We start from the raw sequence: 26,530 nt of genomic DNA, 5'->3' as shown, positions 1-26,530 counted from the left end.
GGCTTGTAGGCATGGAGGGAGATCTATAGTCTCGGTCCAACACCGAAAGTGATCAATGCTTCACTCGGTGTCAGCTCTGGGTTCTGCCGACCTGGGGAGGGCGGACGTGGCGCTGTCGTATCCAGCCGTGCAGGTGGTCGGGGCTCTGCTGCCCGGTGGCGTGGTGCAGCGGATCGGCGAGGGCGATCCCGACGTTCCCGGCATCGATCCCGTCTCCTACGACCTCGCCGCCGGCGAATCCGTGCGGCGCCTGGCCAACGCCAAGTACCTCTACCTGCGCGACACCTACGCGGACTTCACGAAGCGGCGGGCGCGCGGCTCGGCGTTCCTTGCGCGACTGACCCGGGACGAGTGGCTCCGCCCACTGCTGCGCGAGCTGCACTACGGCGACTATGAGCCGCTGGCCGGCGGCATCCCCGTCGACGAACGATCCTTTCCCGTCAGCCACTGGTGGCGACGCACCGTGCCGATGCACCTGCTGCCGTGGCACGCCGACCTCGATCGGCGGGTCGGCCGGGCCGGCGGGCCCGCGGGCGCGGCGCCGCACGCCATGGTCCAGCAGTTGCTGAACCGGAGCGACCAGCACCTGTGGGCCGTGCTGTCGAACGGCCAACGGATGCGGCTACTGCGCGACTCGACCAGCCTCGTCGGCTCGTCGTACATCGAGTTCGACCTTCAGTCGATCTTCGAGGGGGAGCTGTTCGCGGACTTCGTGCTGCTCTTCCGGATGGCGCACGCCAGCCGTCTCAAGGTCCGCGACGAGCAGATCGGACCGCCCTCCTGCCTGCTGGAGCAGTGGCGGGCGTACGGCGCAAAGCAGGGCGAGCGAGCACTCACCCGACTGCGCGGCGGTGTCGAGGTCGCGCTGGAGATCCTCGGCACGGGCTTCCTCGACCACCCGGCCAACCAGCACCTCCGGGACGTTATCGGCACGGAACTGTCGCTGGCCGACTTCAAACGATCGCTGCTCCGGATGATCTACAAGCTGCTCTTCTGGATGGTCGTGGAGGATCGCGACCTGCTGCTCGACCCGGCCGCCGACCAGGCCGCACGCCGGCGATACGAGGGGTACCTGTCGTCGCAGCGACTGCGCAAGCTGGCCGTGGTGCGGCGCCATTCGCGCCACGGCGACCTCTGGCAGAGCGTCAAGCTCGTGTTTCGCATCCTCGGGTCGGAGGCCGGCTCCCGGACGGTCGGCCTGCCTGGCATCGGCGGCATCTTCGAGCACAGCGTTCTTGATCAGCCGCTCTGCGGCGCGGAACTGACCAACGCTGCCCTGCTTCAGGCAGTCGAGGCGTTGAGCGTCCTTGCCAAGCGCCACGGCGGGCGGCAATTGGTCGACTTCCGGCATCTCGGCGCCGAAGAGTTGGGCAGCGTCTACGAGGCCCTCCTCGAGTTGCACCCTCACTGGGATGCGTCCCGCAGGCGGTTCCACTTCTCGAGGCTCAACGGCAACGACCGCAAGAAGAGCGGCAGCTACTACACCCCGGCCGCGCTGGTCGACAGCCTCCTCGACTCCACGCTCGAACCGCTGCTCGACGAGGCCTGCGACAAGCCCACCCGTGTTGAGCGGGAGGCCGCGTTGCTCGACATCACCGTCTGCGATCCGGCGGTCGGGTCCGGGCACTTCCTCATCGCCGCCGCCCGGCGTATCGCCAAGCGGCTGGCGGCCGAGCAGACCGACGAGCCGGAGCCCAGCGTCGACGCCGTCCGGATCGCGCTGCGTACCGTCGTGAGCCGGTGCTGCTACGGAGTTGAGCTGAACGAGATGGCAGCGGAGTTGGCGAAGGTGTCGCTCTGGCTGGAGGCGTTCGAACCCGGCAAGCCGTTGGGCTATCTCGACGCCAACATTCGGGTCGGCAACTCTCTCCTCGGAGCAACGCCGGCGCTGCTGCGCGGTGGCGTTCCCGACACGGCCTTCGTCGCCCTCGACGGCGACGACCGCGCAGTGGTCAACGCTCTGCGCAAGCAGAACGCCGCTGAGCGGCGCGGCCAGCGACCGCTCGGGGACGCCGGGGGTGCCAACCTCGACCTCGCCGAGGAGGCGCGGGCGATCGCCCACCTCGCGCCCTGCGAGTCACTGGCCGACGTGCACGTCCAGGCCAAACGCGCCGAGTCGCTGGACGAGGACCGCAAGCGTAAGCGACTGATCGCCGACGCGTGGTGCGCCGCGTTCGTCGGGCCGAAGACCGAGCGCACCCGCCCGTACGCGATCACCGAGGGGATGCTGGAACGGCTGGCCAAGGGCGAGCGCGGCAGCGCGGTCGAGGCGGCACGCCAGGTCGTCCGGACGATGAGCCGCCAGTACCGCTTCTTCCATTGGCACATCGAGTTCCCGCACATCTTCCCGGTACCACCCGACGGCGCCGGCGCCGACCCGGCGACCGGCTGGACGGGCGGCTTCTCCTGCCTCCTCACCAACCCACCGTGGGAGAAGATCGAACTCAAGCAGGAGGAGTTCTTCGCCGGCCGTGACCAGGAGATCGCCGGGGCGCAGCACGCCGGCGCCCGCCGGGAGCTCATCCGAGCCCTGCGGACGGGTGGACAGATGCACGGGCAGGACCTCTACGGCGAGCTGCTCACCGCCCAACGTGAGGTGAGCGGGGTGAGCCATCTGGTCCGTTCCTCGGGGCGGTACCCGCTCACGGGCGCGGGGCGGCTCAACACCTACGCGGTGTTCGCGGAAGCCACGCGCGTCATCGCCGCGCCGACGAGCCTGCTCGGGATGATCCTGCCCACCGGTATCGCGACCGACGCGACCACCCAAGCCTTCTTCAAGGACGTGGTGACGAGAGAGAGCCTGGTTTCTCTCCACGACTTCGAGAACGAGGAGAAGCTCTTCGAGGGGGTCGATCACCGTGTTCGCTTCGCGCTGCTGACGCTGGGTGGCACCAAGCGGCGGACTCCCGAGATTTCCCTCGCCTTCCGGGCCCGGCAGGTCTCGGACATCGCGTCTCGGGCCTACCGGTTGACGCCGGCCGAGATCGGCCTGCTCAATCCCAACACCGGAACGTGCCCGGTCTTTCCGTCCCGCCGGGACGCCGAGATCACCCTGGGCATCTACCGTCGCCTGCCGGTGCTCTGGCGGGAGGACGATCCGAACGGCAACCCCTGGCGGCTCCGGATGCGTCAGGGCCTGTTCAACATGGCCACCGACTCGGGCCTGTTCCACACCTTCGATCGACTCCTCCAAACGGGCTGGCAGCTCGATCGCAACATCTTCGTCCAGGGACGGGAACGAATGCTGCCCCTCTACGAGGCGAAGATGGTGCACCACTTCGACCACCGGCTCGGCACGTACGAGGGAGCCACCGAAGCGCAGCTCAACGTCGGCACGTTGCCCAGGCTCGACGACGACGCCCACCGTGATCCGGCTGCAACCGCACTGCCTCGTTACTGGGTGGCCGAGCAGGAAGTGGCGGACCGGCTCGGACAGCGGTGGCCGCGCGGCTGGCTGCTCGGTTGGCGAGATATTTGTCGAAGCACCGACGAGCGCTCGCTGATCCCGGCGGTGGTTCCGAGGTCAGGTATCGGCCACAAGTTCCCGGTGATGTTTCCCGTCGCGCCTGCCGCCTGCTTGCACGCGAATCTCAGCGCGATGATCGCCGACTACGTGACGCGGCAGAAGCTTTCCGGTACCTCACTGGCGTACTTCGTACTCAAGCAGTTGCCGGTGTTGCCGCCGGAGAGCTACGAGCGGCCGGTGCCGTGGGATCCTGGAGCGTTGGATTTGGCGGCATGGATCACCGCTCGGGTGCTGGAGCTGACCTACACCGCCGACGACCTCACGCCGTACGCCCGCGACCTGGGTGACGAGGGGCCGCCGTTCGTCTGGGACCCCCAGCGGCGTGAGCTGATCCGCGCGGAGCTGGACGCCGCCTACTTCCAGCTCTACGGCCTTACCCGAGACGAGGTCGACCACGTCCTCGACACCTTTACCGTCTTCCGCCAGCGCGAGGAACGAACTCGCGGCGAGTATCGGATGAAGCGGCTCATCCTTGAGCGTTACGACGCCATGGCCCGGAGCATCCAGCTGGGCCGGCCCTGTTCGCCCCTCTTGAACCCCGCCCCCGGACACGGGCGGCGTCATCCGGCTGCCGGCGCCTGACGCGTTGCATCAGTCTCGGGCCCGGGCCGCGCTCGGTGCCGCCTTCTTGGCCGCCCGCCTGGACGGGATCCGTGGGCCGGTCGTGCCTGCCCCCAGCACCGATCGGGCCGACTCGGTCCAGGCCGGTACGTCGACCCCGTGCTGATCCTCGGTCCAGATGAGCGTCCCGGCTGGACCACCGCCCTCCTGGTGGGGCACGATGCCCTGCTCCCGGTACCAGGCGAGCTTCCGCTCCCAGGCCGCCCGGTACTGCGGGTTCTCGATCATGCCGAGGTGCTCCCAGTAGACGGACCGGCCCTCGGGGGTGGTGATGGTGAAGTCGGGGAAGCGGGTGACCTCGTCAAATATCAGTGGCTTCTCGTACTCCCAGCTGCCTGGCACGAGGTTCTCGAGGATAGCGGCGATGATCACCTCGTTCTTGCTCCGCACGAGGACGCCGTTGGGTGCGACGTGAATGAGATTGGTGTCGAGCACACCCGCCGCTGTGCCATCGGGCAACAGCACCGCTCGCGGCGCGGGAGCCGAGAACAGGTCGGTGAGCCTCCGGGCCGTCTCCGACCCCGTGGATCGGGTCAGCTCGAACAGTTCGGCGATGGGCCTTTCGTGAAGCAGAACGACCTTTTCCTTCTGCCGGGTGAGCGCCGTGTAGAGCAGTTCCCGAGACAGGCGCCGCGATGATCCGGGCAGCAGTACGAAGACCTTGCCGAACTCCGAGCCCTGGGCCTTGTGCACGGTGATCGCCCACGCGAGCTCGAGTGCCGGGTTGTCCTCGGCATCTCCTGAGTAGCCGTACGTGTGGCCGACCTGCGAGGAGAACTCGACGTTCGTGAAACGCGGGGCTGCCCCCTTCGGGCGACCCACCTGGCCGACGACAACGCCGATCTCACCGTTCGCCACGTAGTGCAGCGTGTCGGGGCCGGCAGGCCAGGCCTTCTTACGCTGGTTGAGATTGTTGAGCACCTTGTCCCCGAGCACGATCTGCTCGGCGCCGATAGGTGCGGGCACCCTGCGCTCATACGGTGGACGCAACGCGTCCTTGAGCGCCTTGCCGCGATGCTTGCGCTTGAGGCGACGGTTCACCTCGATCGTGCCCCACGGATTCGTCCGGGTGGGGGAGAGGATCTGCCATGCCTCGGAACGCTCTCCGGCCCCATCGCCGCCGGTGGGGAAATTGACCCAGGGCCCGTTCTCCCGGCCGCCGTAGGAGAGCTCGAACTGCGCCGATGCCTTCGGCCCGGTGATGCCGAGTTCAGCGGCCAACGCATCGTCGATGGCCTGCTCCGGGCGGGCAGTCCCCCACGGACGGGCCGCAAGGGTCTCCATCTCGGTGCCCTGACGCAGGCGCTGCCAGACCTCCTCGAAGCCGTCCGGAATCTCGTCGCCGGCGAACCATCCGGCGAGCATGAGATCATCGCGGACCTGGCCGGACTGGCGCCGCAGCACGGTGAGTTCGGCATAGCCGGAGGCGACCCTCGGAAAGGCCGGCACTTCCGACACACTCACGAGCCGGTTGATGAGATCGACGAACGGTCGGCCTGCTCCAATCGGTGGCAGCTGGCGTGGGTCACCGACGAGGACGAGCCGGTCGGGCGCGTGCAGCGCATCGAGGAGAGCAGCGAGCTGCTCCTCCGTCAGCATGGACGACTCGTCGACGATCACCGTGCCGAACCGGGGCGCCTTGGGCCGGCTGCCATCGACGCAGTACGTGCCGGTGTCCGCGTCGTAGCGTCCGTACCTGCCGAGGAACTGTGCGAGGGTCTGTGCGGGGAGCTTCACCTTCTTGGTGAGCTGCACCCGTGCCTTACCGGTGGGAGCGAGGAGCAGGACACCAGCGCCGTGCACCGCCGGGTGATTGGCGAGAGCTCGGATCAGGGTGGTCTTGCCGGTGCCGGCCCGGCCGTTGAGGACCGTCAACGGCGCGCGGAACAACTCGTCGAGCGCCGCCGCCTTCTCCTCGCGGGCCCGTCGCTCAGCCTCCGCGTCCGCGGCGTCGTCCGTCTTGTAGAGGGGAAGCGCCTCTTCGAGCACCGCCCGTACATCCTCCGGTGCCTCGCGCCGGGCTTTGGCCAGCTGGGCGTCGACTGTCCCTCGGATGACGCGGCTCGTCGTCTCCAGGCGTGTCAGCTTGAACGCCGGTGTGCCGTCTGCCAGCAGCGTCCCGCACACCGGCGGCCAGTAGGGCGACTCCTCGTCGTAGGCGAGCATCGACGGGTGAAGATCGTGCGCCCGTAGTACCTGCTCGGTCAGGGGGCAAGGCTCGACCAAGGGTCGCTCCTGAACGGCGGCGAGCATCCGGTCGAGGGGCACCAGCGTGTCGCCGTTTGATGCCGCTTCCTCGAGGACAGCGGTCAGCAGCGCCTGTACCCGACGTTCGTCCGCGGCGTCGACCATCGCCGACGGCTCGTCGATCGGAAACGCGGCACGCACCGAGGCCTCGGGAAAGCAGCCGCGGTCGATGACGTCGAAGGCAACCTCGGCCAGCCCACCCAACAGGCAGGTGTACGCGTGGTAAGGGTCTTCGAGGAGTTCTGCGTGCTCCAGGGCAATCTCGGTGTCGCCGGCCATGAGCGTGGCGGCCTGTTCGATGGTGAGGTTGAACCGCGACAGCAGCTTCAGGAACCGAAGCTCGTCGTCGCTCAGGTCCCGCCACACCTTTCGCGGCGTGCCGCTCAGCTTCTTCGCGAGGTCCGGGCTCAGCTTCGCGGGCGTTTCCATGGCTTGATCAAGGAAGTCCCAGGGGTCGACGCCCTCCGGGGTCAGCCGAGAGATGGCGCGGGCCACCACCGGACCGTGCGGCACTGACAGGGCCTCCAGGACGGCGCCAAGGCCGGGAGCAGGGCCGCGCATCGTCCAGAGCTCGGCGATGCGGCCCGAGAGCCAGTCCATCGAGGCCCGCGGCACCTCCAGGCCCAGTTCCAGGCAGCGCTCCGCTGCTCGATACAGCCGCTCCAGCGCCGCGATGGCGGTGTCGTCGGAGACGTGCTCAGTGACATACATGAACTCGCGGCTGCCATACTCCGGCGCCCACGCCAGGGCGTCGCCAAGGTCCTCTGGATCGAGTTCGAGAGCGGCCAGCTCGGCCATCGGCAGTAGGACGCCTTCGACACCGTCAGGCCGGAGCGAATGCCGGACGTTGGTCTCCCACATGTGGTTGGGGAACGGCGTCTCCCCCGTCGTTTTCCAGACATCCGGCAGGTCGACGTCGGTGATTCGGGCCGCACCGACCAGCAGACTCCGTCCCCCACTCGTACCGGCTGCGGTGAACGGAGAGTGCTTCAGGTAGAAGAAGATCAGGCCGCCAGGTTGGATCTCGGCGAAGAAGCGACTGATCAGCGCTCGCTGGTTGTCGCCGTGGATCACCCATTGCGGTTTGAACTTCAGTGTCTCGTTGACGAATTCCTCGAGCTCCTCGCGGTACTCGACGTCGACCGCCCGGAGCACCTTCGGAACGTTGTCGCGGTGCAGCCAGAAGTACGGCGTCGCATGCACCCCGTACGCGGGCACCACCACAGGCGTCGCCTGAAGCCGACCCTTGAGCGCCGGCGTGAAGCGGTACGGATGTTCCTTAACGAGCTGAAAGCTGTGCGGGCTCATGAAGGAGGCACGCTCGCCGACGCACGGGAGGCGGTTGGGGTTGACCAACTCAAGCGGCTTGCCGGCGTGGGCAGTCTCGTACTCGTCGTCCCGGGCTTCTCCGATGTTCTTGAGCAGGACGCACGACGCGTTGTCCAAGGGCCGCTGGCAGACGGTTCCGGCCCAACCGCCGTCGTGCCACGGCACTCGTACCGAGAGGTGCAGGCCAGCGCTCATCGCAATCAACCCTTCGCGAGAGGGCCCGACGGCCGCGGTTGTCGGGCCCGGGCGGGCACCCTGTATATCGCACGGTGATGATGAGCGATGTCCCAAATAAACGGGCGACGCACCGGTTGAGACTTTTGGTCGATGGCGGCTGCCGACCCGCCAGGATCCTCAGCACCAGATGGCGATGGCATCTCCGGCCGCGGAGGCCTCCGGCGGGTCCGGGTAGCTGACGGCGCGTCCTGTTGCGATGCGGTGAGCGCTCCAGGCGGCGGCAGCGGCGTCCAGCACGTCATCCGGGCCGGCTCGCCCTGCGGCACCGAGCTCCGTGGGCACCTCGATGCCGATCTTCAGGAGCAGGTCGCGCCGCTGCATCTGGCCCTGCCACGTCTTCTTGGGCACCAGCGGGCGGCCTTCGCCTATCGCCCTGAATGACACCTCCGGATGCACCTCGTAGACCTGATGCCGCTCGCTGTCCCGGTAGGCGTTGGCCTCCAGCAATTTGGCGCGCAGGGCCCATGCTTGCCGGCTGAAGCCCTGGCCGGTGATCTCCCGGCAGCGCTCGACCGCTGACTCGTACACCTCTTCCCGCCAGACCGGTCGCGGCGGCACCCGAAAAACCGTGCTTCGCGCCGTGCCCAGAGCGGCAGCCGCCGCTGTATCGGCTTTACGCCACCCGGCCTCGGCAAGCCCCAACGGCATGTCGATGCCCACCACTTCGAGGTCATCACGCTCCGCCAGCAGCGCTGGCAGGTCGGCCGCGATGTGTGCTCCCGCAAAGGAGCCGCCATGCAGCTCGATCGCCACCCAGCCGTCCTTGCAGGCGTCCACGCCGAGCACCCGTAGCTCCGTCATGTCGACCGACCGTAGGCTGTCCTGATCGCCGGTCGCTACGTCCGAAAGGTCAGGCTGATGTCCGAGGGTGTCCGGTACGGGTTGTTGGTGCGCACCGCGCTGGAGGTGCTACGCGACAGCGGCGGGCGGATGCACGGCAAGGAAGTGCTCGATGAGGTCGCGAAACGCATCGACCTGAGTGAGGCGGAGATGCGGCCGCACAAGAGTGGCGTGCCGGCCTGGGTGGTCGGCATTCGGTTCAAGACCGGCGACGCCGCGACCGCTGGTTTGATGGTGAAGCGCGACAACTACTGGTGGATCACGCCCCCGGGCCGTACCGCCCTTGAAGTCTTTGGTGACCAGACCGAAAAGCTGTACACCTACATCGGTACGCATTGCCGCGATATCTACCGCCGCCGGAAGGAGGCCCGCAGGAAGTACGAGACCAGGCTGAACACGATCGCGAGTGTCCTGGAACTCGTACCCGGAGGGTCGTGGACTTCGTATGAAGACATCGCCGATTTGCTCGAGGGCACAGCTGATGAGATCGCTTACCTGCTCGCAGAGACCTTTGTGGAGAACTCGCACCGAGTTCTCCAAGCCGACGGCCAGGTTCCGCCGGCGATGCACCAGCACTTCAAGTACCGGGGCGGCGACGTCCGCGGGCAGTTGATCGAGGAGGGCATCGAATTCGAGGGCCGGCACGCCAACCCAGAGCAGCGGATCACCGTGGACTTCCTTCGAGAGCGGCTGGCTGAGGCTGAGGCGGTTCCGCCGGAGGTTGCGGCCCGGCGGGCCTGGCTGGTGCGTGGGTCGAACGTCGACGGCGTCGACCTCGTGCCGGAGTGGCTGGCGCATGGATGGGTGTCGCTCGCGGCGTCGCAGCTGCCGGAGCTGGACGAGGAGATCGAGCCACAACGTCTACAGCAGATCGTCGAGGAGGAATACCGGCACAAGAGCTACTCGGTGCGGGAGAAGTTGCTCGGCTACTTCAACGCGTTCCTGCGCAAGATGCGCCCGGGTGACTACCTGATGACCATGCATCGGGGCGCGGTGTATCTGGGCCAGATCGACGGACCGGCCTACTTTGTGGAGTCACCGGACCGGCGATCCAATCTCCGCCGGCCAACGCGGTGGCTCAACGTCGGATCGCCCCGTGATCTGACCGACCTGACCGGTCCTCTGCCCACCCTCACCCAGAGCCAGGACGACCTGATCGACCTCACCGACGCGCTCGACGCTCTCGAGCGGCTCTACGCCGAACTGATGCCCGAGCAACCCGTGGTCGAGCCGGTCCCCGAGGCGCGGCTTGCCGAGGTGGCCGCGCGGACGGCCGTCGATCTGCTTACCGATCTTGACTGGCTGACCGACCTGCGCGACCTGCTCGCGGAGCGGCGGCAGGTGATCCTGTACGGCCCGCCGGGCACCGGCAAGACATACCTGGCCCAGAAGTTGGCAACCCGGCTGACCGAGCCGCACGCGGTGAAGCTCATCCAGTTTCACCCCTCCTACACCTACGAGGACTTCTTTGAAGGCTTCCGGCCGGAGAGCGGCGACGACGGGACGCTGCGCTTCAAGCTCTCCTCCGGCCCGCTGCGCCAGCTCGCCGACGATGCCCGGGAGCACCCCTCCACCGCATACATCCTGATCATCGACGAGATCAACCGGGGTAATCTGGCGAAGATCTTCGGTGAGCTGTACTTCCTGCTCGAGTACCGCGACCAGCGCATCCGGTTGCAGTACTCGGCCGAGGACTTCACGCTCCCGGCGAACCTTTACCTCATCGGCACCATGAACACCGCCGACCGGTCCATCGCCCTGGTCGACGCGGCGATGCGGCGGCGATTCGCGTTCGTCGAGTTGCACCCGGCGAAAGCGCCGGTCTCCGGGCTGCTACGTCGTTGGCTGGAGCGGGAGGGCTTCACGTCGGACGCCCCGGAACTGCTCGACGCGCTCAACGGTCGGCTCGCCGACGCCGACTATGCAATCGGCCCGTCGTACTTGATGCGGGAGTCGGTCCACGTCAAGCCGGCCGGCCTCGACCGGGTGTGGCGGCACGACATCCTGCCACTGCTCGTCGAGCACCACTACGCCGACGACATAGATGTCGAGCAGCAGTACGGCCTCGACGTGCTGCGCCAGTCGCTGCCGCACCAATCATGACTCTGATCCAGGTACGCGAGGCCGGACCTCCGGTGCAGGTGCGCCTCGGCGCTGACGACGCGCGTCGGCTCGCCTCGTCCGAGGTCGTCGACGTACGCCCTGGCCCGGCCGCCGGGGTATGGAGCGTGCGCGCCGGCAGGAAGGTCGGTGCGGCCCGGGTCGGCGGAGTTGAACTGCACATCGAGCCGAAGGTGCCGATCGCGCGACTGCTCTTCCTCATCGGGTATGCCCGCAACCCGAAGGGTTGGCGTGAGGAGAGCGTGCCGCTCACCGAACATGCTGGACTGGTGCCGGCGCTCGCTGCCGCGCTTTGGCGGCAGACCAATCGCGCTCTCCGTCAAGGGTTGCTGCAGGGCTACCGATCGGTCGACGAAACCTCGCCGGTCCTTCGCGGTCGGCTCCGCGAGACCGCACAACTGAGCCGGCGAGCGGGTCTGACGTCGCCGCTGGAAATCCGCCACGACGACTACACGGTCGACATCCCGGAGAACCGCATCCTCGTCACCGCGGTCGACCAGATGCTGCGCGTACCCGGGATCGATGCCGGATCCCGGCGGATGCTCCGCCATCTGGCCGCGCGGTTTGCCGGGGTCACCCGGCTGCGGCCGGGGGAGCCCGCGCCGACATGGCATCCGAGCCGGCTCAACGAGCGGCTGCGCATTGCGCTTCGACTCGCTGAGCTGGTGCTCGCCGGCGCCTCCATCGAGGCGGGCCGGGGTGGCGTCCTCGCCAATGCCTTCCTGCTCGACATGTGGCGGGTGTATGAGGACTTCCTCTCCATCGCGCTCCGCGCGGCCATCGAGTCGGCGCATGGTGGCAAGGTTGTGCTTCAAGCCCGCCACCACCTCGACGGGGGGCGCCGCTTGGAACTGAGGCCGGACATCCTGTGGCGGGACGGTACGGGCGATGTCGGCGCGGTGGCGGACGCGAAGTACAAGGCCGACGCGGTCCGCGAGGATGCTTACCAGATGCTCGCCTACTGCGTCGCCTATCGACTGCCGCGTGGACACCTGGTCTACCCGTCGGGCGAGCATCCGCCAGTCCGGCACGTCGTCAGCAACGCTGGGATAGAGATCGTCTGCCACGCGCTGCACCTTGGTGCCGATCCGGTGGAGCTTCTCACGCGGATCCGCGTGCTGGCAGATGAGATCGCCCATTCGGATCCTGCATGGAGCGTTGCTCTTCGCTAGGGTGACTTCGCAGTCGGTTACCGAGGTGTCGGGAGGTCCCGTGGACATCATCCTCGAGGGATGGACCAAGAAGTTCCAGGAGGATCAGGAGCTGACTGCGCTCAACAATGCCGAGGCGTTCGAAGCGTTCGCCGGCTACTGCGTGTTGAGCAGCTACCACGAGGACAACTTCAACCCTGACCAGTTCCGCATGGGCGGTGGCGACGATCTGGGCATCGACGTTGCCGCAGTGGTCGTCAACGGCGACCTCTTCGGTGATGCTGACGAACTCCGGGAAGCGGTACGGAAGGCCAGGCAACTGGACGTCCATTTCGTCATCATCCAGGCCAAGCGCAGCGAGAGATTCGAGACCAAGGTCTTCACCGACCTCGCCGACAACCTTGTCCAGGTCTTCCGACGCGAACCGATGACCTACAAGCGGTCGGAGGACGTTGCCAATCTGCGGGCCTGCCGTGACGCGGTGTACGAGGACGTGAGCAAGTTCAGGAAGAATCTGCCGAAGCTTTCCGTTCACTATGTCACCACCGGCCGTCCCGGCGACAACTTGCTCGACGAGAAGCGGCTCGCCGCGGCGAAGCGGCTACGCGAGCTCAACATATTTGAGGACGTAGAGTTCCGTGCGGTCGGTGCCGACCAACTGCGAGACCTCTACCGAAAGGCGTCGGAGGCGGTCGGCGCGAGCTTCAACATGTCGAGGCGAATCCCGCTACCGAAGATCCCCGGCGTCGACCAGGCATTTCTTGGCTTGCTCGACGCTCGGAAGTTGGTCGAGAAGGTCCTCACCGACCCTCACGGCGGGATTCGTAAGATTCTGTTCTACGAGAACGTTCGCGACTTCCAAGGTTACAACTCGGTCAACTCCGAGATTCGTCGAACTCTTCGAGACGCAGATCGTCGTGGTCGCTTCGCGGTACTGAACAACGGGATCACGATCGTCGCGAGAGAGATGACGACGGCAGGCGAAGAGGTCCACATCCGCGACTTTCAGATTGTCAACGGGTGCCAAACCTGCCACGTTTTGTTCGACCAGCGGGAGAGCCTGTCAGACGGGGTGTACGTCAACGTTCGGTTGATTCAATCCAACGATGAGGACGTGATCGGCGGAATCATCGCAGCCACCAACCGGCAAACGGCAGTCAGCGAGGACGATCTCGCGGCCCGCGAGTCGTTCCACAAGAAGCTCGAGGACTTCTTCGTCGCCCAATCCGAGCCACGCCGGCTGTACTACGAACGACGTTCCCGTCAGTTCAGCGGCGAGGCCAGCGTCGAGCGGACCCGGATCATCACACGCCCCCAGTTGACGAAGGCGTACGCGGCGATGGTTCTTGAGGAGCCTGCGGGCACAGGCCGATACGCACGACTGAAGAGCAAGCACGAGAAAATGCTCTTCCAGCCCAACCAAGACCCCCGCGTGTACTACACGACCGCCGCCGCCTTCTATCGACTTGAGTGGCTGTTCCGGAACAAGCGGGCATTCTGGGGCTACCGCGCGGCACGCCATCATCTGCTCGCCGCGTTGAAAGCTCGGCTGGTCGGCACCGGGCCCTGGCCTCACGGGTCTGCGGGGAAAGACGCGTGCGACAAGATCCTCAACGTGGTCTGGAACCCCCTGGACTCTGAGCATCACTTCCGCGAGTTGCTTTCCGTGGTGATCGCGGCGCAGAAGGAGGCGGAAGCGGAGCGGGCGGGTGCGCTGCTGAGCGATCTGGTGCGTACCGAACGCTTCGCCGAGCGGGTGCGCCGTGGAGCTCTCGCGCTTCCGTCGTAGGCTGTTGCGGTGTTCCGCTCGGTACCTGCTGATTCTTGTCGATCCTGATGCCATCGCGAGCAGGCACTGCCTACTTACCCGTCAACGACGGCGGTAGCAACGAGCTGGGTGCTCCGACCCAGCCGAGCCAGAGTCCGTCGCGGGCCCGGGTCATCGCCACGAACAGTTGGCGCCGCATCAGGTCAACCCTTTCCGCGTGTGCGTCGGAGTCTTCGCCACGGGACAGGCGCTCCGAAAGCCCGTCAGCGTCGAGCCGAGGGAGGAAGACCTGCTTGAATTCGAGTCCCTTTGCCCGCTGGTAGGTGCCGACCTTGACGAGCGTGGTGGGGTTGCCGTCATAGTCCTCCAGCCGTTGGGTCGGCAGCCCCATTGAATCGATCAGATCCGTGTAGCGACGTGCGAGCGCATGAGTCGGAACGAGGACAGCGAGGTCACCGATCCCGGTGCCGTCCGCGATCACGGAATCGATCGCTGCGGCGAGGGCCAGATCGTGGTCCTCCTCGGTCTGGTTGGCTGAGAAGACTGGGGGAGCGCCAGTGCGGGACACTTCGACTGCGCGAAGTCCTGGCTCAGGCCGGTCGCCCCCGTCGTCGAACGGATGGCCGTCCACGATCGCCTGAGCGACCGCGTACACCTGTCGCGTGTTGCGATAATTGTGCGTCAAGACGTGGGAACGCCCTCGTACCTGGACGCCAACGGATGCCAGGTTGAAGCCGCCGGGGTAGATAGACTGCTGTCCGTCACCCACTAGCAGAAGGCCGTTGGGCCGATCGCCCACCAGCGCGTAGAGGAGACGCAAGGCGGCATCAGTCAGATCCTGGGCCTCATCGATGATCACCGCGTCATATTCGGGCGGGCTGTGCCTGGCGACCTCATGAGCCCGGAGGAGCACGTCCGTAAAGTCGGCGACCCCACGGTTGCTCAACTCCGTTGCGTACTCCGTAGCCAGCTGCCATACGTCGGCACGGAGTTCGCTGGACAGCCGGGTTCCGCGCCCGGTGCGATCCAAGGCGAGGTACGCGTCCAGGTCGGAAAGGGCCCGGCCACGGATGACCCAGTCCACCTCTTCCCGCAGGTACGCGGAGCTGAGCCCCGCCTTCTTGAGCGGACTGGCTGTGGTGACCACCCGGTTGAACGCGCCACGCCAGGCCTTGTCAGCTTCGCGCGGGTCGACCCTCATCGACGCGCCGTGCCGATGCACATACTGCAGCGCCCAACGGTGCACGTTGGCGAACTCCACCAACTCGCGCTCTGCGGGCGCGAACCGAGCGAAGATCTGCTGGTAGACCTCGGGCAGGTTCCGCACGTAGGTGGTCATCAGGACCTTTCTGCCCAGCCGGGCCAGGGCCCGGGCCCGGTGCAGGGCGACGACCGTCTTTCCGGTCCCTGCGCCGCCACGGATCCGAGCCGGCCCGCTGTACGTTCGGTGGACCAGATCCTGCTGGGCTGGGTCGAGGTAGACCATCCAGTCTTCGATCGGCTTGGCCAGCCATTCGGCGAGCCGGTCTGCAGGAATCGGCACGAACTCGGGGCTGGTCTGTGGAGTGCTCAGCGCCTCAGAGAGTTGCTCGTCCACTGGGGCGTTCGGCTCGGTCACAAGAGCCGGCTCGTCCTCGATCACCGGCGTGGTCGGCTCGCCGTCCGGGTCGCCGTACATCGCCAGGTTCATCGCTGTCTGCCATGCCTGCTGTCGCATGTGCGCGTCGAGGGACGTCAGGTCGGAATCGGCGTTGAGGCGGCGAAGCACCTTGATTTCTTGCGGTTGGAAGCCGAAGGCGGCAAGTTCGGCATCGTTCCAGGCCATGAAGAGGCGCCCCTCCTCGGCCCGGCGCTTGGTGTACGGCACGCCGCGCCCGGTCTCCGGATCCTGGTCGATGACCCGCAATACGTTCTGTGTGTCGTCGATCTCGAGTCGCAGCCGCTCGGCGCGACGGTAGACGGCATCATGCTCGCCGAAAAGCAGAAGCACGATTACGCTTCCGATCCGTCGCCAGATCAGTCGGTGCCCCTGATTGGTGACGTACGAGGTGAACGTCTCCGGCTGTGCTCTACGCACGGCGTGCGTCTGCAGCCGGGGATTGCCGAACGGCTTCACCGAGAGCTCAGTCAACGTCTGCGATAGCGCGGCGAGAATCTCTGGCCGCGACATGTAGCGCTGGATGCAGTCGTTGAAGATGGGAGTGAAGCGGTGGTCGTACATCCGGCTCTCCACCTCTCGTGCCTCTGCGATCCTGTGCTGTAGTTCAGGAATTGCGCCGTTCGATCCTAGGCCGGGACGTGCGCCCTCCGCTGCCCTCACGATCTTGATTTCTCGGGATTCGACCAGCGAGTTGCGGGTCGATCTGGCTGATCACGGCGTCAGCGCGCTCGGCGGGTTGGCCGAGGTGAAGGCGTTGGAGGCGCGGCTGCACGTGGTGGTGGACGAGTTCCACCAGCACGAGATCGCGGTCAAGGGGATCGCCCCGGTGCTGCTCGACTTCCCCGGTGAGCGCGACGGCCGTGCGGTGCTGTGGTGCTGGCTGGAGGGCGACACCGACATCCGGTGGTATCACCGGGTCGAGTGCGGGTTCGCCGGCCGCCGCCCGGCCCGAGCCGCCCTGTCCGCGTCTGATCTGCGTCGATTCGTCCTCGCTGGCGGAAACCTTCGGTGCGGTGCGCGAGACCGGCAACGATTTGTCGGCGTAAGTCGCTATGCGCGCCGAACCGCAAATCGGTGATCTTCCATGCGCTGTGATCTTATTGATATCTATCTCTCACCACCACTTCACGCCCCCAGGAGTGCGACGTGCGGAGATCCCGTCTTGCCACCCTCGCCCTGACCCTGGCCGCCTCGGTCGGGGTCACTCTGTCTCTGGCCGCCCCCGCCCAGGCGGCCCCGTCCGACCGCTACGTCGCGCTCGGCGACTCGTACGCCTCCGGCGTCGGCGCCGACAGCTACACCTCCGAGAGCGGCAACTGTCTACGCAGCACGAACGCCTATCCGGCGCTCTACAACACCAACATCAAGCCCGCGTCGTACCGTTCGGTCGCCTGCTCCGGCGCCACCACGGCGGACGTCATCAACAGCCAGCTCTCCGCGCTCTCCTCGACCACCACGCTGGTCAGCGTCACGGTCGGCGGCAACGACGTCGGCTTCGCCAACATCATGAGCACCTGCGTGCTCCAGGGGGAGACCCAGTGCGTGGCGGCCGTGCAGTCCGCCATGAACGTGGCTCGCACCTCGATGCCGGGCCGCCTCGCCAACGTCTACAACGGCATCAAGAGCCGCTCGCCCTCGGCCCGCGTCGTGGTGGTCGGCTACCCGGTCTTCTACCAGCTCGGCACCACCTGCGTCGGGCTCAGCGCGACGTCCCGGGCGAAGATCAACGAGGGCATCAACCTGCTCGACGACATCACCCGTACGGCCGCCGTCTCGGCCGGCTTCACCTTCGCCGACGTCCGCTCCATCTTCGTCGGCCACCAGCTGTGCAGCTACGGGACCAAGTGGCTGCACGCGCTGAACGTGCTGAGCCTGAGCAAGTCGTACCACCCGACGGCCGCGGGGCAGTCCGGCGGCTACTACCCGGTCTTCCGGGCCGCCGCCGGCTGACCCGGTCCACGGCAGCGGCACGCCTCCCGTGGGGGCGTGCCGCTTCGCCGTGCCCGGCGGCGGGTGTGCCTCTTCAGGCCGGCAGAACCTTCTCGATCGCCGCGCGCAGCTCGGGGGCCTCGGGCGTGACCTGCGGACCGAACCGGGCGCCCACCGTGCCGTCCGGCGCGACGAGGAACTTCTCGAAGTTCCAGCGCACGTCGCCGGTGTGCCCCTCGGCGTCCGGCGTGGACACCAGCTCCGCGTAGAGCGGGTGCCGGTCCGGCCCGTTGACGTCGACCTTCTCCGTCAGCGGGAACGTCACGCCGTAGTTGACCTGGCAGAACTCCTCGATCTCGGCGGCACTGCCCGGCTCCTGGCCGGCGAACTGGTTGCACGGCACGCCGAGCACGGTCAGCCCGCGTCCGGCGTACGTGTCGGCGAGTTCCTGAAGGCCCGCGTACTGCGGGGTGAGGCCGCAGCGGGAGGCCACATTGACCACGAGCAGGGCGCGGCCGCGGTAGCTGCCGAGGTCGGCCGGGCCGCCGGTGAGGGCGTCGATCTGGACGTCGAAAACGGTCATGGGACGAGGCTACGGGCCTTTGCGCCCACCGTCCCGCGCCACCCGTGAAATCGATGCATCGACATCTTGACTAAGTGGTGACGGCGTGAGTAGCGTCTCAGCAATCAATTTGGAAAGTTTCCTAACTATTGGAGGGACGCCGTATGAAGAGATCGCTCCGCCGGGCCCTGTGGGCCACCGGCGCCGTGGTCGCGCTCGCGGTCGCCGCGGTGCCCATGACCACCGCGTCGGCTGCCGGCAGCGTCACCGCCACGTTCGCCAAGGTGCAGGACTGGGGGACCGGCCACGAGGGACGGGTGACAGTCACCAACGGCACCAGCTCCACCGTCAACGGCTGGCGCATCGAGTTCACGCTGCCCTCCGGCACCTCGATCAGCAGCTCCTGGGACGCCGACATCACCCGCAGCGGTGACCGCTACGTGGCGGTCAACAAGAGCTGGGCGTCGACGCTCGCCCCCGGCGCCAGCTTCAGCTGGGGCTACAACGGCACCGGCGCGTACAAGGCGCCGGTGAGCTGCACGATCAACGGCGGCTCCTGCACCGGTGGCGGCACGCCGACGACCACCGCGCCGACCACCGCGCCGCCGACCACCGCGCCGCCCACCACGGCACCGCCGACCACCGCCCCGCCGACCACGCAGCCGCCCACCACGCCGCCGCCCGGCGGCAAGAAGATCGTCGGCTACTTCGCCGAGTGGGGCGTCTACGCCCGCAACTACCACGTCAAGAACATCCACACCAGCGGCTCGGCCGCCAAGCTGACCCACATCCTGTACGCCTTCGGCAACACCACCGGCGGCCGCTGCAGCATCGGGGACAGCTACGCCGACTACGAGAAGGCGTACACCGCGGCGGACAGCGTCGACGGCGTCGCCGACACCTGGGACCAGCCGCTGCGCGGCAGCTTCAACCAGCTGCGCAAGCTGAAGAAGATGTACCCGAACCTGAAGGTGCTCTGGTCCTTCGGCGGCTGGACCTGGTCCGGCGGCTTCACCCAGGCCGCGCAGAACCCGGCCGCGTTCGCCGACTCCTGCTACTCGCTGGTCAAGGATCCGCGCTGGGCGGACGTCTTCGACGGCATCGACATCGACTGGGAGTACCCGAACGCCTGCGGCCTCCAGTGCGACAGCAGCGGCCCGAACGCGTTCAAGAACGTGGTCTCGGCGCTGCGGAGCAAGTTCGGCTCCAGCTTCCTGGTCACCGCGGCGATCACCGCCGACGGCAGCAACGGCGGCAAGATCGACGCCACCGACTACGCCGGCGCCGCGAACAACCTCAACTGGCTGATGCCGATGACGTACGACTACTTCGGCGCCTTCAACGCGCAGGGGCCGACCGCGCCGCACTCGCCGCTCTACTCCTACGCCGGCATCCCGCAGCAGGGCTTCTGGTCGGACGCGGCGATCCAGAAGCTCAAGTCCAAGGGCGTACCGTCCAGCAAGCTGCTGCTCGGCGTCGGGTTCTACGGACGCGGCTGGACCGGCGTGACCCAGGCCGCACCCGGCGGCAGCGCCACCGGCGCGGCACCTGGTACCTACGAGGCCGGCATCGAGGACTACAAGGTGCTCAAGAACAGCTGCCCGGCCACCGGCACCGTCGGCGGCACGGCGTACGCCAAGTGCGGCAGCAACTGGTGGAGCTACGACACCCCGTCGACCATCGGCGGGAAGATGAGCTACGCCAACAGCCAGGGCCTCGGTGGCGCGTTCTTCTGGGAGCTCTCCGGTGACACCAGCAACGGTGAGCTGATCGGCGCCATCAAGGGCGGTCTCGGCTGAGCCGAGGGCCGACGCACCACCCACCCGGCGGGGAGGGGCCGCACCGGCCCCTCCCCGCCCGCGTGCCGTCCTGGCCGAGCGCGCCGATCCGGGTCAGGATGGGGAGTCACCCGGCCGCGCGGGCCGGGTGTGGCACACTCGCCGCTCGACGAGTCCACGCGACGGGAGGACAGATGGGTCGCAGCCACCGGGACCGGTTCGCCGGGCTCGCCGTCCTCGCGCTCCTGCCCGCGGCGCTGGCCGCCTGCGGCTCGGGCGGCCAGGACGGCGGAGACACCCCGCCCAGCGGGAAGGCGCCGGCCGAGGAGGCGGCGGCCAAGAGCCGCGAACGTGTGCAGGCGTACCTGGACGCGCTCACCGCCCGCGACGCCGCCGCCGGCCGCAGCCAGCTCTGCGCGCCCATGCACGCCGCCTTCGACTCCGCCGCCACCGGCCCGAACGGCGACTTCGCCGACCACTTCACGGTGCCCGAGGCGACGATCACCGAGGTCCGCTCCGGCCCGAACGGCCAGGAGGTCAGCGCCTCGGTCACCGTTGCCGCCGGCTCGCGCAAGGCCGCCCGGTCGCTGCTGTTCACCGTGACCCGTAACGGGGCGGACTGGTGCATCTCCGGCGAGGTGCCCGGCGGGAGCGCGGCCGAGCCGAACGCCGACCCGGCGGTGCCGGCACCGCCGGCGACGGCGCCCTCACCGGTTGCCTCCCAGTGACCGGAACCATCCCCCTCGGCGGCGAGTGATCGCGACGGTCGCCGTACGCTTTCCTTCATGCGCCATGAGTGGCATCAGCTGAGTCACCCCGCCGTGGGCAGCCCTGGTCTGCAGACCAGCCGCCCGACCGCCGACTCCGCCGAGGACGCGGCCCTCGGCCTCGACCGATGGCGGGAGCTGCCGCGCGCGCAGACCCCGCCCTGGGACGACCCGGCCCAGGTCGCCGAGGTCTGCCGGGTGCTGGACACGGTGCCGTCGGTGGTCGCGCCCTACGAGGTCGACCAGTTGCGGCAGCGGCTCGCACTGGTCTGCGAGGGCAAGGCGTTCCTGCTCCAGGGCGGTGACTGCGCGGAGACCTTCGCCGACAACACCGAGAGCCACCTGCTCGCCAACGCCCGCACGCTCCTCCAGATGGCCATCGTGCTCACCTACGGCGCGTCGCTGCCGGTGGTCAAGGTCGCCCGGGTCGCCGGCCAGTACACCAAGCCCCGGTCCCTGCCGACCGACGCCCGCGGGCTGCCCGCCTACCGCGGCGACATGATCAATTCCCTCGAGGCCACGCCGGAGGCGCGGGTCGCCGACCCGCAGCGCATGATCCGGGCGTACGCGAACTCGGCCGCCGCGATGAACATGCTCCGCGCGTACCTGGCCGGCGGGCTGGCCGACCTGCACGCCGTGCACGACTGGAACAAGGACTTCGTCCGGCGGTCCCCGGCCGGCGAGCGCTACGACGCGATCGCCCGCGAGATCGACCGGGCGCTGGCCTTCATCCGGGCCTGCGGGATGACCGACGACGAGGCGCTGCGCACCGTCACGCTGCACTGCTCGCACGAGGCGCTGGCGCTGGAGTACGACCGGGCGCTGACCCGGATCTCCAACGGCAAGGCGTACGGCCTGTCCGGGCATTTCCTCTGGATCGGTGAGCGGACCCGGCAGATCGACGGCGCGCACATCGACTTCATCTCCCGCATCGCCAACCCGATCGGTGTCAAGCTCGGCCCGACGACCACCCCGGACGAGGCGATCGAGCTCTGCGAGAAGCTCAACCCGGACAACATCCCCGGCCGGCTCACGCTGATCAGCCGGATGGGCAACCACCGGGTGCGGGACGCGCTGCCCCCGATCGTCGCCAAGGTCACCGCCGCCGGCGCCAAGGTCGTCTGGCAGTGCGACCCGATGCACGGCAACACGCACGAGTCCTCGAACGGCTACAAGACCCGGCACTTCGACCGGATCGTGGACGAGGTGCTCGGCTACTTCGAGGTGCACCGCGGCCTGGACACCCACCCGGGTGGCCTGCACGTCGAGCTGACCGGCGAGGACGTCACCGAGTGCCTCGGCGGCGCCCAGGGCATCGAGGACCTCGACCTGCCCGACCGGTACGAGACCGCCTGCGACCCCCGGCTGAACACCCAGCAGTCGCTGGAGTTGGCGTTCCTGGTGGCGGAGATGCTCCGTGGCTGACGCGAGGAGCGAGCTTGCGAGCCCCGCAGTCGGCAGCCGAAGGGATGCTCAGTGGGTGAGTTGATCGATCTGCGGACGGACACCGTGACCCGGCCGACGCCGGGGATGCGGGAGGCGATGGCCGCCGCCGAGGTGGGCGACGACGTCTACGGCGAGGACCCGACGGTCACCGCGCTGGAGACCGAGGTGGCCGCGCTGTTCGGCCACGAGGCGGCGCTCTTCGCCCCGAGCGGCTCGATGGCCAACCAGCTCGCGCTCCAGTTGCACGTACCGCCCGGCGACGAGCTGCTCTGCGACGCCGACGCGCACGTGGTCACGTACGAGGTCGGTGCTGCCGCCGCGAACGGTGGGATCTCCTCGCGGACCTGGCCCGCGGTGGGCGCGGAGCTGGACCCCGACGTGGTGGCCGGGATGATCCGGCCGGACGGCTACTTCGCGGTCCCCACGCGGGCGATCGCCGTGGAGCAGACCCACAACCGGGGCGGCGGCGGGGTGATCCCGCTGCCGACGCTGCGCCGGATGCGTGAGGTCGCCGACGAGCACGGGGTGGCCCTGCACTGCGACGGCGCCCGGATCTGGCACGCGCACGTGAGCGACGGGGTGCCGCTGGCCGAGTACGGCGTGCTGTTCGACACCCTCTCGGTGTGCCTCTCCAAGGGCCTCGGCGCGCCGGTCGGCTCGCTGGTGGTGGGTAGCGCGGAGAAGATCGCCCGGGCGCGGTTCCTGCGCAAGCGGATGGGCGGCGGCATGCGGCAGGTCGGCATCCTGGCCGCCGCCGGCCGGTACGCGCTGGCGCACCACGTCGCGCGGCTCGCCGACGACCACGTGAAGGCGGCCCGGCTGGCCGAGGCGGTCGCCCCGCACGGCGTGCTGGCGTCGGCGGTGCGGACCAACATCGTGCCGCTGGACCTGACCAAGCACCCGCTGGACGCGCACGCGCTGGCGGCGGCCGCGCGGGCGGAGGGGCTGCTGATCTCGGTGCTCGGCCCGCGTACCGCCCGGTTGGTCACCCACCTGGACGTCACCGACGCGCAGATCGACCGCGCCGCCACCATCCTGAACACCGCCCTGCGCGCCTGACCCCCGCCCTGCTCTCGCCTCGTCGATCAAGGAGTTCGTGTCCTCATCCGCGCCGTGGCGGGACACAAACTCCTTGATCACCGCGGTCTTGGAGGGAGCTGACAGGGAACGCCGTCAGGGGTGGAGGCGCTTCAGGGTGGCTATGTCGGCGGCGTGGCCGACGTGCTTCTCCGTGGGGGTCTCCACCAGCACGGGCACACCGGCGGTCGCCGGATGGCGCATCAGCTCGGCGAACGCCGGCTCACCGATGGTGCCCTTGCCGATGTTCTCGTGCCGGTCCCGGGTGGAGCCGCACAGGTCCTTCGAGTCGTTCGCGTGCACCAGCCGCAGCCGGTCCGCGCCCACCGTGGCGACCAGCGTGTCGAGCGTGGCGGTCATGCCGCCCTCGGCGGCCAGGTCGTGACCGGCCGCCCAGGCGTGGCAGGTGTCGAAGCAGACCCCGAGCATCGGGTGCCTGTCGACCGCGTCCAGGTAGGGGCCGAGGTGCTCGACCCGGGAGGCCAGTGACCGGCCGCCCCCGGCGCTCGGCTCGACAAGCAGCATCGGCCCGCCGGTGGCCGCGACCTCGTCGAGCAGCGGGAGCAGCGCCTCCCGGACCTGCCGCAGGGCCGCATCGGCGTGACCGGCGTCGACGGCGCTGCCGGCGTGGAACACCACACCCTCGGCGCCGATCGCCCGGCCCCGGCGCAGCGCGTGCGCCAGGGTCTCGGCAGACCGGGTGACTGTCGCCGGGGTGGGGGAGCCGAGGTTCACCAGCAGCGACGCGTGGATGAACACGGGCAGGCCGCGCTCGCCGCACCCGTCGCGGAACGACGCGTCCTGCGCCGGGTCACCGGACGGCAGCGCCCAGCCCCGCGAGTTCGAGACGTAGACCTGCACCACCTCGGACCCGGCCGCGTCCGCGTACGGCAGGGCCGCCCGGGCCAGGCCGCCGGAGGTGGGGGTGTGCGACCCCACCCGGCGGCGGCCGTCACATCCGCTCACAGGCACGTCACCGTGATCGTCGTACCCGGCGGCACCGGCGTGTTCTCGGGCGGGTTCTGGATCCGGACGATGCCGTTCGGGTTGAGCTGGACGTTGACCGGGAAGCCCTGGCTCTCCAGCGTCTGCTTGGCCTGCTGGCACGGCATGTCGATCACCCGGGGCACGGCCACCTGCGGCGGGCCCTTGCTGATCTCCAGCTTGACCTGGGCGCCCTTCTCCACACCGGTGCCGTCGGCCGGGCTCTGGCCGAGGATCTCGTCCTTCGGCTTGTCGGAGTCCTTGACGTTCTCCACCGGCTTCAGCCCGAGCTGCGCGAGGATGGTGCGCGCCTCGGTGAGGCTCTTGCCGACCAGGTTGGGCACCGTCACCGGGGCGCGACCCTTGCTGAGGATCACCGTCACCTTCGCCCCGGGCTTGACCTCTGTGCCCACCTTCGGGTCGGTGGCCAGCACCACACCCGCCGGCAGGGCGTCGTCGTACCGGGAGGAGCCCTTGGCCACGACCAGGTTGACGCCCTCCAGCTCGGCCTGGGCCAGCGCGTAGTCCTTGCCGACCACGTCCGGCACCGGCAGCCGTTCCGGACCGAGCGACAGGGTCAGCGTGATCGTGCCGCCCTTGACGATCCGCGCGGCCGAGCCGGGATCCTGTCCGAGCACCGTGTCCTTGGGGACGTTCTCGTCGTAGCGCGGTGCGGCGTACCGCAGCGTGAAGCCGCCGCGCTCGGCCCGCGCCTCCGCGTCGGCCTTGGTCAGGCTCACCAGCTGCGGCGCGACCGTGTAGCGGCCCACGCCGAACCACCAGCCACCCCCGGCGGCGACCAGGCCGAGCACCACGACCACCGCGGCGACGGCCAGCCGTCCGCGCGGCGAGCCCATGATCCGGGTACGCAGGGCGGCGAACCCGGTCCCCGGAACGTCCTGGTCGACGGCGCGGCGCCGGTGCGGGCGCTGCGCGGCACCGCTCTCGGGCAGCCGGGCCCACGCCGGGCGCTCGACCGGCTGGAGCGCGGCCACCATCTGGGTCGGCTGGCTCAGCACCGCGGTGTCGTCGCTGAGCTGCGGCAGCACGGTGGTGTGCGCCTGCGGGTCGCCCATCTGGTCGCGGACCGCCTGCACCTCGCTCAGCAGCGCCGCGGCGTCGGCCGGGCGGCCGGCCGGATCCCGCCGGGTGGCCCGGGCGACGAGCGCGTCGAGGGCCGGCGGCAGCGTCGGCACCAGCGTCGACGGCGCCGGTACGTCCCGGTCGACGTGCTGCCACGCGACCTCGACCGGACGGTCGCCGTCGTAGGGCACCCGGCCGGTGAGCATCTCGAACAGCACGATGCCGGCCGAGTAGACGTCGGTGCGCGGGTCCGCGTGGCCCTGGGTGACCAGCTCCGGCGCCACGTACGCCACGGTCGCCATGAGCTGGTTGCCGTTCTCGTCCTCGGCGCTGGCCTCCACGGCCCGGGCCAGCCCGAAGTCGGCCACCTTGACCACGCTGTCGACCAGGTTGCGGCTGCCGCCGGTGGGCACCTCGGCGACCAGCACGTTCTCCGGCTTGACGTCGCGGTGCACCAGGCCGGCCCGGTGCGCGGCGGCGAGCGCGGCGAGCATCTGCTCGGTGATCGCCAGTGCCTCGTCCGGGTTCAGCCGGCGGCGCTCGGCGAGCACGTCGCGCAGCGTGCGGCCGCGGACGTACTCCATCACCAGGTACGGCAGGCCGGCGTGGATGCCCTGGTCGTAGACCGCCACCACGTTCGGGTGGGTGAGCCGGGCGATCGTCTTCGCCTCGTCGGTGAAGCGTTCGACGAAGCCGGCCATCCGGGCCCGGGCCTGCGGCGCCTGGGTCGGGTGAATGATCTTGACCGCCACGGTGCGCTCCAGGCGCTCGTCGGTGGCGGTGTACACGGTCGCCATGCCGCCACGGGCGACGCGCCCGCGAATGCGGTAGCGCCCCTCGATCAGCGAGCCCAGCAACGTGTCGGCGACCTGTGTGTCCATCGGCAGGCAGTCTATGTGTCGGAAGGGTGAAGGTAGAACAGGATGCTACCGCCGGGTTGCGACACGGGGGGACCGCCACGGTGCGGGGTGCCGCGCGCCGCGCCCGGCGGGCACGTGGCAGGGTGGTCGGGTGACCGATTCCGTACCCGCCGAGACCGGCCCCGACCTGGCCGGACCGGCCGACCCGGCCGGCTGGCTGACGCTGCCCGACGTGGCCGAGCGCCTGGACCTGTCGATCAGCAAGGTGCACCAGATGATCCGCGACCGCGAACTGATCGCGGTGCGCCGCGACGGCGTCCGCCGGATCCCGGCCGACCTGGTGGCCAACCGCACCGTGCTCAAGCATCTGCCCGGCGTGCTCAACCTGCTCGCCGACGCCGGGTACGACGACGAGGAGGCGCTGCGCTGGCTCTACCGGGAGGACCCCAGTCTTCCCGGCACCCCCGCCGTAGCCCTCGGCGGCGACCTGGCCCGCGAGGTCAAACGCCGAGCCCAGGCCGTCGCCTTCTAACCCTCCCTCCCG

17 protein-coding genes are annotated in these 26,530 nt (G+C 68.8%); 11 read left to right on the top strand and 6 right to left on the bottom strand.

Translation table 11 applies throughout. The features are described from left to right. Window positions 1-106 precede the first annotated feature (106 nt). The gene (locus tag ACPCK6_RS23175) at window positions 107-4,108 is read left to right on the top strand and encodes an Eco57I restriction-modification methylase domain-containing protein (protein WP_423482208.1); all 4,002 of its coding nucleotides are present in this window, start codon (window positions 107-109) and stop codon (window positions 4,106-4,108) included. Window positions 4,109-4,117: 9 nt separating this feature from the next. On the opposite strand, the gene ACPCK6_RS23170 is transcribed toward ACPCK6_RS23175, so the two are convergent. Both ACPCK6_RS23170 and ACPCK6_RS23165 read right to left on the bottom strand, forming a co-directional pair. Further along, window positions 4,118-7,918 carry an AAA family ATPase gene (locus ACPCK6_RS23170; RefSeq protein WP_423482207.1) on the bottom strand — a complete coding sequence of 1,267 codons (3,801 nt, stop codon included), beginning with the start codon at window positions 7,916-7,918 and terminating at the stop codon, window positions 4,118-4,120. Window positions 7,919-8,077: 159 nt separating this feature from the next. Beyond that, on the bottom strand, window positions 8,078-8,761 hold the full coding sequence (locus tag ACPCK6_RS23165; protein WP_423482206.1) for a DUF429 domain-containing protein: 684 nt from the start codon (window positions 8,759-8,761) through the stop codon (window positions 8,078-8,080). A gap of 57 nt (window positions 8,762-8,818) precedes the next feature. Between ACPCK6_RS23165 and ACPCK6_RS23160 the strand changes: the two genes are divergently transcribed. Genes ACPCK6_RS23160 through ACPCK6_RS23150 form a run of 3 tightly spaced genes read left to right on the top strand, consistent with a single transcriptional unit; the run spans window position 8,819 to window position 13,861 of the window. Next, entirely contained in the window at window positions 8,819-10,903 is a 2,085-nt protein-coding gene (locus tag ACPCK6_RS23160) for an AAA family ATPase (protein WP_423482205.1), read from the top strand. Then, window positions 10,900-12,093, top strand: a complete 1,194-nt coding sequence (locus ACPCK6_RS23155; protein ID WP_423482204.1) for an McrC family protein — start codon at window positions 10,900-10,902, stop codon at window positions 12,091-12,093. Before ACPCK6_RS23160 ends, ACPCK6_RS23155 begins: the two co-directional genes overlap by 4 nt. Window positions 12,094-12,133: 40 nt before the next feature. After that, window positions 12,134-13,861 (top strand): AIPR family protein, encoded by a 1,728-nt coding sequence (locus ACPCK6_RS23150; protein WP_423482203.1) that lies wholly within the window; start codon window positions 12,134-12,136, stop codon window positions 13,859-13,861. A gap of 70 nt (window positions 13,862-13,931) precedes the next feature. On the opposite strand, the gene ACPCK6_RS23145 is transcribed toward ACPCK6_RS23150, so the two are convergent. Continuing rightward, window positions 13,932-16,061, bottom strand: coding sequence for a UvrD-helicase domain-containing protein (locus ACPCK6_RS23145; protein WP_423482202.1), 2,130 nt, complete (start codon window positions 16,059-16,061; stop codon window positions 13,932-13,934). A 130-nt stretch (window positions 16,062-16,191) separates the two neighbouring features. Between ACPCK6_RS23145 and ACPCK6_RS23140 the strand changes: the two genes are divergently transcribed. Both ACPCK6_RS23140 and ACPCK6_RS23135 read left to right on the top strand, forming a co-directional pair. Continuing rightward, complete coding sequence (locus tag ACPCK6_RS23140; RefSeq protein WP_423482201.1) at window positions 16,192-16,578, top strand: DUF2203 domain-containing protein; 387 nt, start codon at window positions 16,192-16,194, stop codon at window positions 16,576-16,578. A 68-nt stretch (window positions 16,579-16,646) separates the two neighbouring features. Next, a complete protein-coding gene (locus tag ACPCK6_RS23135) occupies window positions 16,647-17,450 on the top strand; it encodes an SGNH/GDSL hydrolase family protein (RefSeq protein WP_396882309.1) in 804 nt (267 codons plus the stop codon). Window positions 17,451-17,523: 73 nt separating this feature from the next. Here ACPCK6_RS23135 and ACPCK6_RS23130 read toward each other — a convergent pair whose 3' ends face one another. Next, window positions 17,524-18,012 (bottom strand): glutathione peroxidase, encoded by a 489-nt coding sequence (locus ACPCK6_RS23130; protein WP_396882308.1) that lies wholly within the window; start codon window positions 18,010-18,012, stop codon window positions 17,524-17,526. Between the two features lie 143 nt (window positions 18,013-18,155). Between ACPCK6_RS23130 and ACPCK6_RS23125 the strand changes: the two genes are divergently transcribed. The 4 genes from ACPCK6_RS23125 (at window position 18,156) to ACPCK6_RS23110 (ending at window position 23,041) form a co-directional block, all read left to right on the top strand. Next, window positions 18,156-19,790 carry a glycosyl hydrolase family 18 protein gene (locus ACPCK6_RS23125; protein ID WP_396882307.1) on the top strand — a complete coding sequence of 545 codons (1,635 nt, stop codon included), beginning with the start codon at window positions 18,156-18,158 and terminating at the stop codon, window positions 19,788-19,790. 173 nt (window positions 19,791-19,963) lie between these two features. Beyond that, window positions 19,964-20,497, top strand: coding sequence for a hypothetical protein (locus ACPCK6_RS23120; RefSeq protein ID WP_396882306.1), 534 nt, complete (start codon window positions 19,964-19,966; stop codon window positions 20,495-20,497). A gap of 57 nt (window positions 20,498-20,554) precedes the next feature. Continuing rightward, window positions 20,555-21,961: a class II 3-deoxy-7-phosphoheptulonate synthase gene (locus tag ACPCK6_RS23115; RefSeq protein WP_013475760.1), complete on the top strand. Its 1,407-nt coding sequence runs from the start codon at window positions 20,555-20,557 to the stop codon at window positions 21,959-21,961. 60 nt (window positions 21,962-22,021) lie between these two features. Beyond that, on the top strand, window positions 22,022-23,041 hold the full coding sequence (locus tag ACPCK6_RS23110; protein WP_423482214.1) for a threonine aldolase family protein: 1,020 nt from the start codon (window positions 22,022-22,024) through the stop codon (window positions 23,039-23,041). A 114-nt stretch (window positions 23,042-23,155) separates the two neighbouring features. Here the strand turns inward: ACPCK6_RS23110 and ACPCK6_RS23105 are convergent, their stop codons facing one another. Both ACPCK6_RS23105 and pknB read right to left on the bottom strand, forming a co-directional pair. After that, a complete protein-coding gene (locus ACPCK6_RS23105) occupies window positions 23,156-24,025 on the bottom strand; it encodes a deoxyribonuclease IV (protein ID WP_396882305.1) in 870 nt (289 codons plus the stop codon). Next, entirely contained in the window at window positions 24,022-26,007 is a 1,986-nt protein-coding gene (pknB, locus tag ACPCK6_RS23100; protein ID WP_423482200.1) for a Stk1 family PASTA domain-containing Ser/Thr kinase, read from the bottom strand. The genes ACPCK6_RS23105 and pknB overlap by 4 nt, the downstream gene beginning before the upstream one ends. A 130-nt stretch (window positions 26,008-26,137) precedes the next feature. On the opposite strand from pknB, the gene ACPCK6_RS23095 reads away from it, so the two are divergent. Then, the gene (locus tag ACPCK6_RS23095; RefSeq protein WP_135241310.1) at window positions 26,138-26,518 is read left to right on the top strand and encodes an Rv2175c family DNA-binding protein; all 381 of its coding nucleotides are present in this window, start codon (window positions 26,138-26,140) and stop codon (window positions 26,516-26,518) included. Window positions 26,519-26,530: the final 12 nt, after the last annotated feature.

It is taken from the genome of Micromonospora sp. AB353 (assembly GCF_049538395.1).
Classification (GTDB): Bacteria; Actinomycetota; Actinomycetes; order Mycobacteriales; family Micromonosporaceae; genus Micromonospora; species Micromonospora aurantiaca.
The sequence above is the reverse complement of the archived record's forward strand: the minus strand, read 5'-3'. Positions and strand labels throughout refer to the sequence as shown.

Excerpts from the sequence above, each read along its gene's own strand:
- ACPCK6_RS23130 (WP_396882308.1), bottom strand. The coding sequence starts at position 18,012 with ATGACCGTTTTCGACGTCCAGATCGACGCCCTCACCGGCGGCCCGGCC.
- ACPCK6_RS23120 (WP_396882306.1), top strand. The coding sequence starts at position 19,964 with ATGGGTCGCAGCCACCGGGACCGGTTCGCCGGGCTCGCCGTCCTCGCG.
- ACPCK6_RS23115 (WP_013475760.1), top strand. The coding sequence starts at position 20,555 with ATGCGCCATGAGTGGCATCAGCTGAGTCACCCCGCCGTGGGCAGCCCT.
- ACPCK6_RS23165 (WP_423482206.1), bottom strand. The coding sequence starts at position 8,761 with ATGACGGAGCTACGGGTGCTCGGCGTGGACGCCTGCAAGGACGGCTGG.
- ACPCK6_RS23125 (WP_396882307.1), top strand. The coding sequence starts at position 18,156 with ATGAAGAGATCGCTCCGCCGGGCCCTGTGGGCCACCGGCGCCGTGGTC.
- ACPCK6_RS23170 (WP_423482207.1), bottom strand. The coding sequence starts at position 7,918 with ATGAGCGCTGGCCTGCACCTCTCGGTACGAGTGCCGTGGCACGACGGC.
- pknB (WP_423482200.1), bottom strand. The coding sequence starts at position 26,007 with ATGGACACACAGGTCGCCGACACGTTGCTGGGCTCGCTGATCGAGGGG.
- ACPCK6_RS23160 (WP_423482205.1), top strand. The coding sequence starts at position 8,819 with ATGTCCGAGGGTGTCCGGTACGGGTTGTTGGTGCGCACCGCGCTGGAG.
- ACPCK6_RS23145 (WP_423482202.1), bottom strand. The coding sequence starts at position 16,061 with ATGTACGACCACCGCTTCACTCCCATCTTCAACGACTGCATCCAGCGC.
- ACPCK6_RS23155 (WP_423482204.1), top strand. The coding sequence starts at position 10,900 with ATGACTCTGATCCAGGTACGCGAGGCCGGACCTCCGGTGCAGGTGCGC.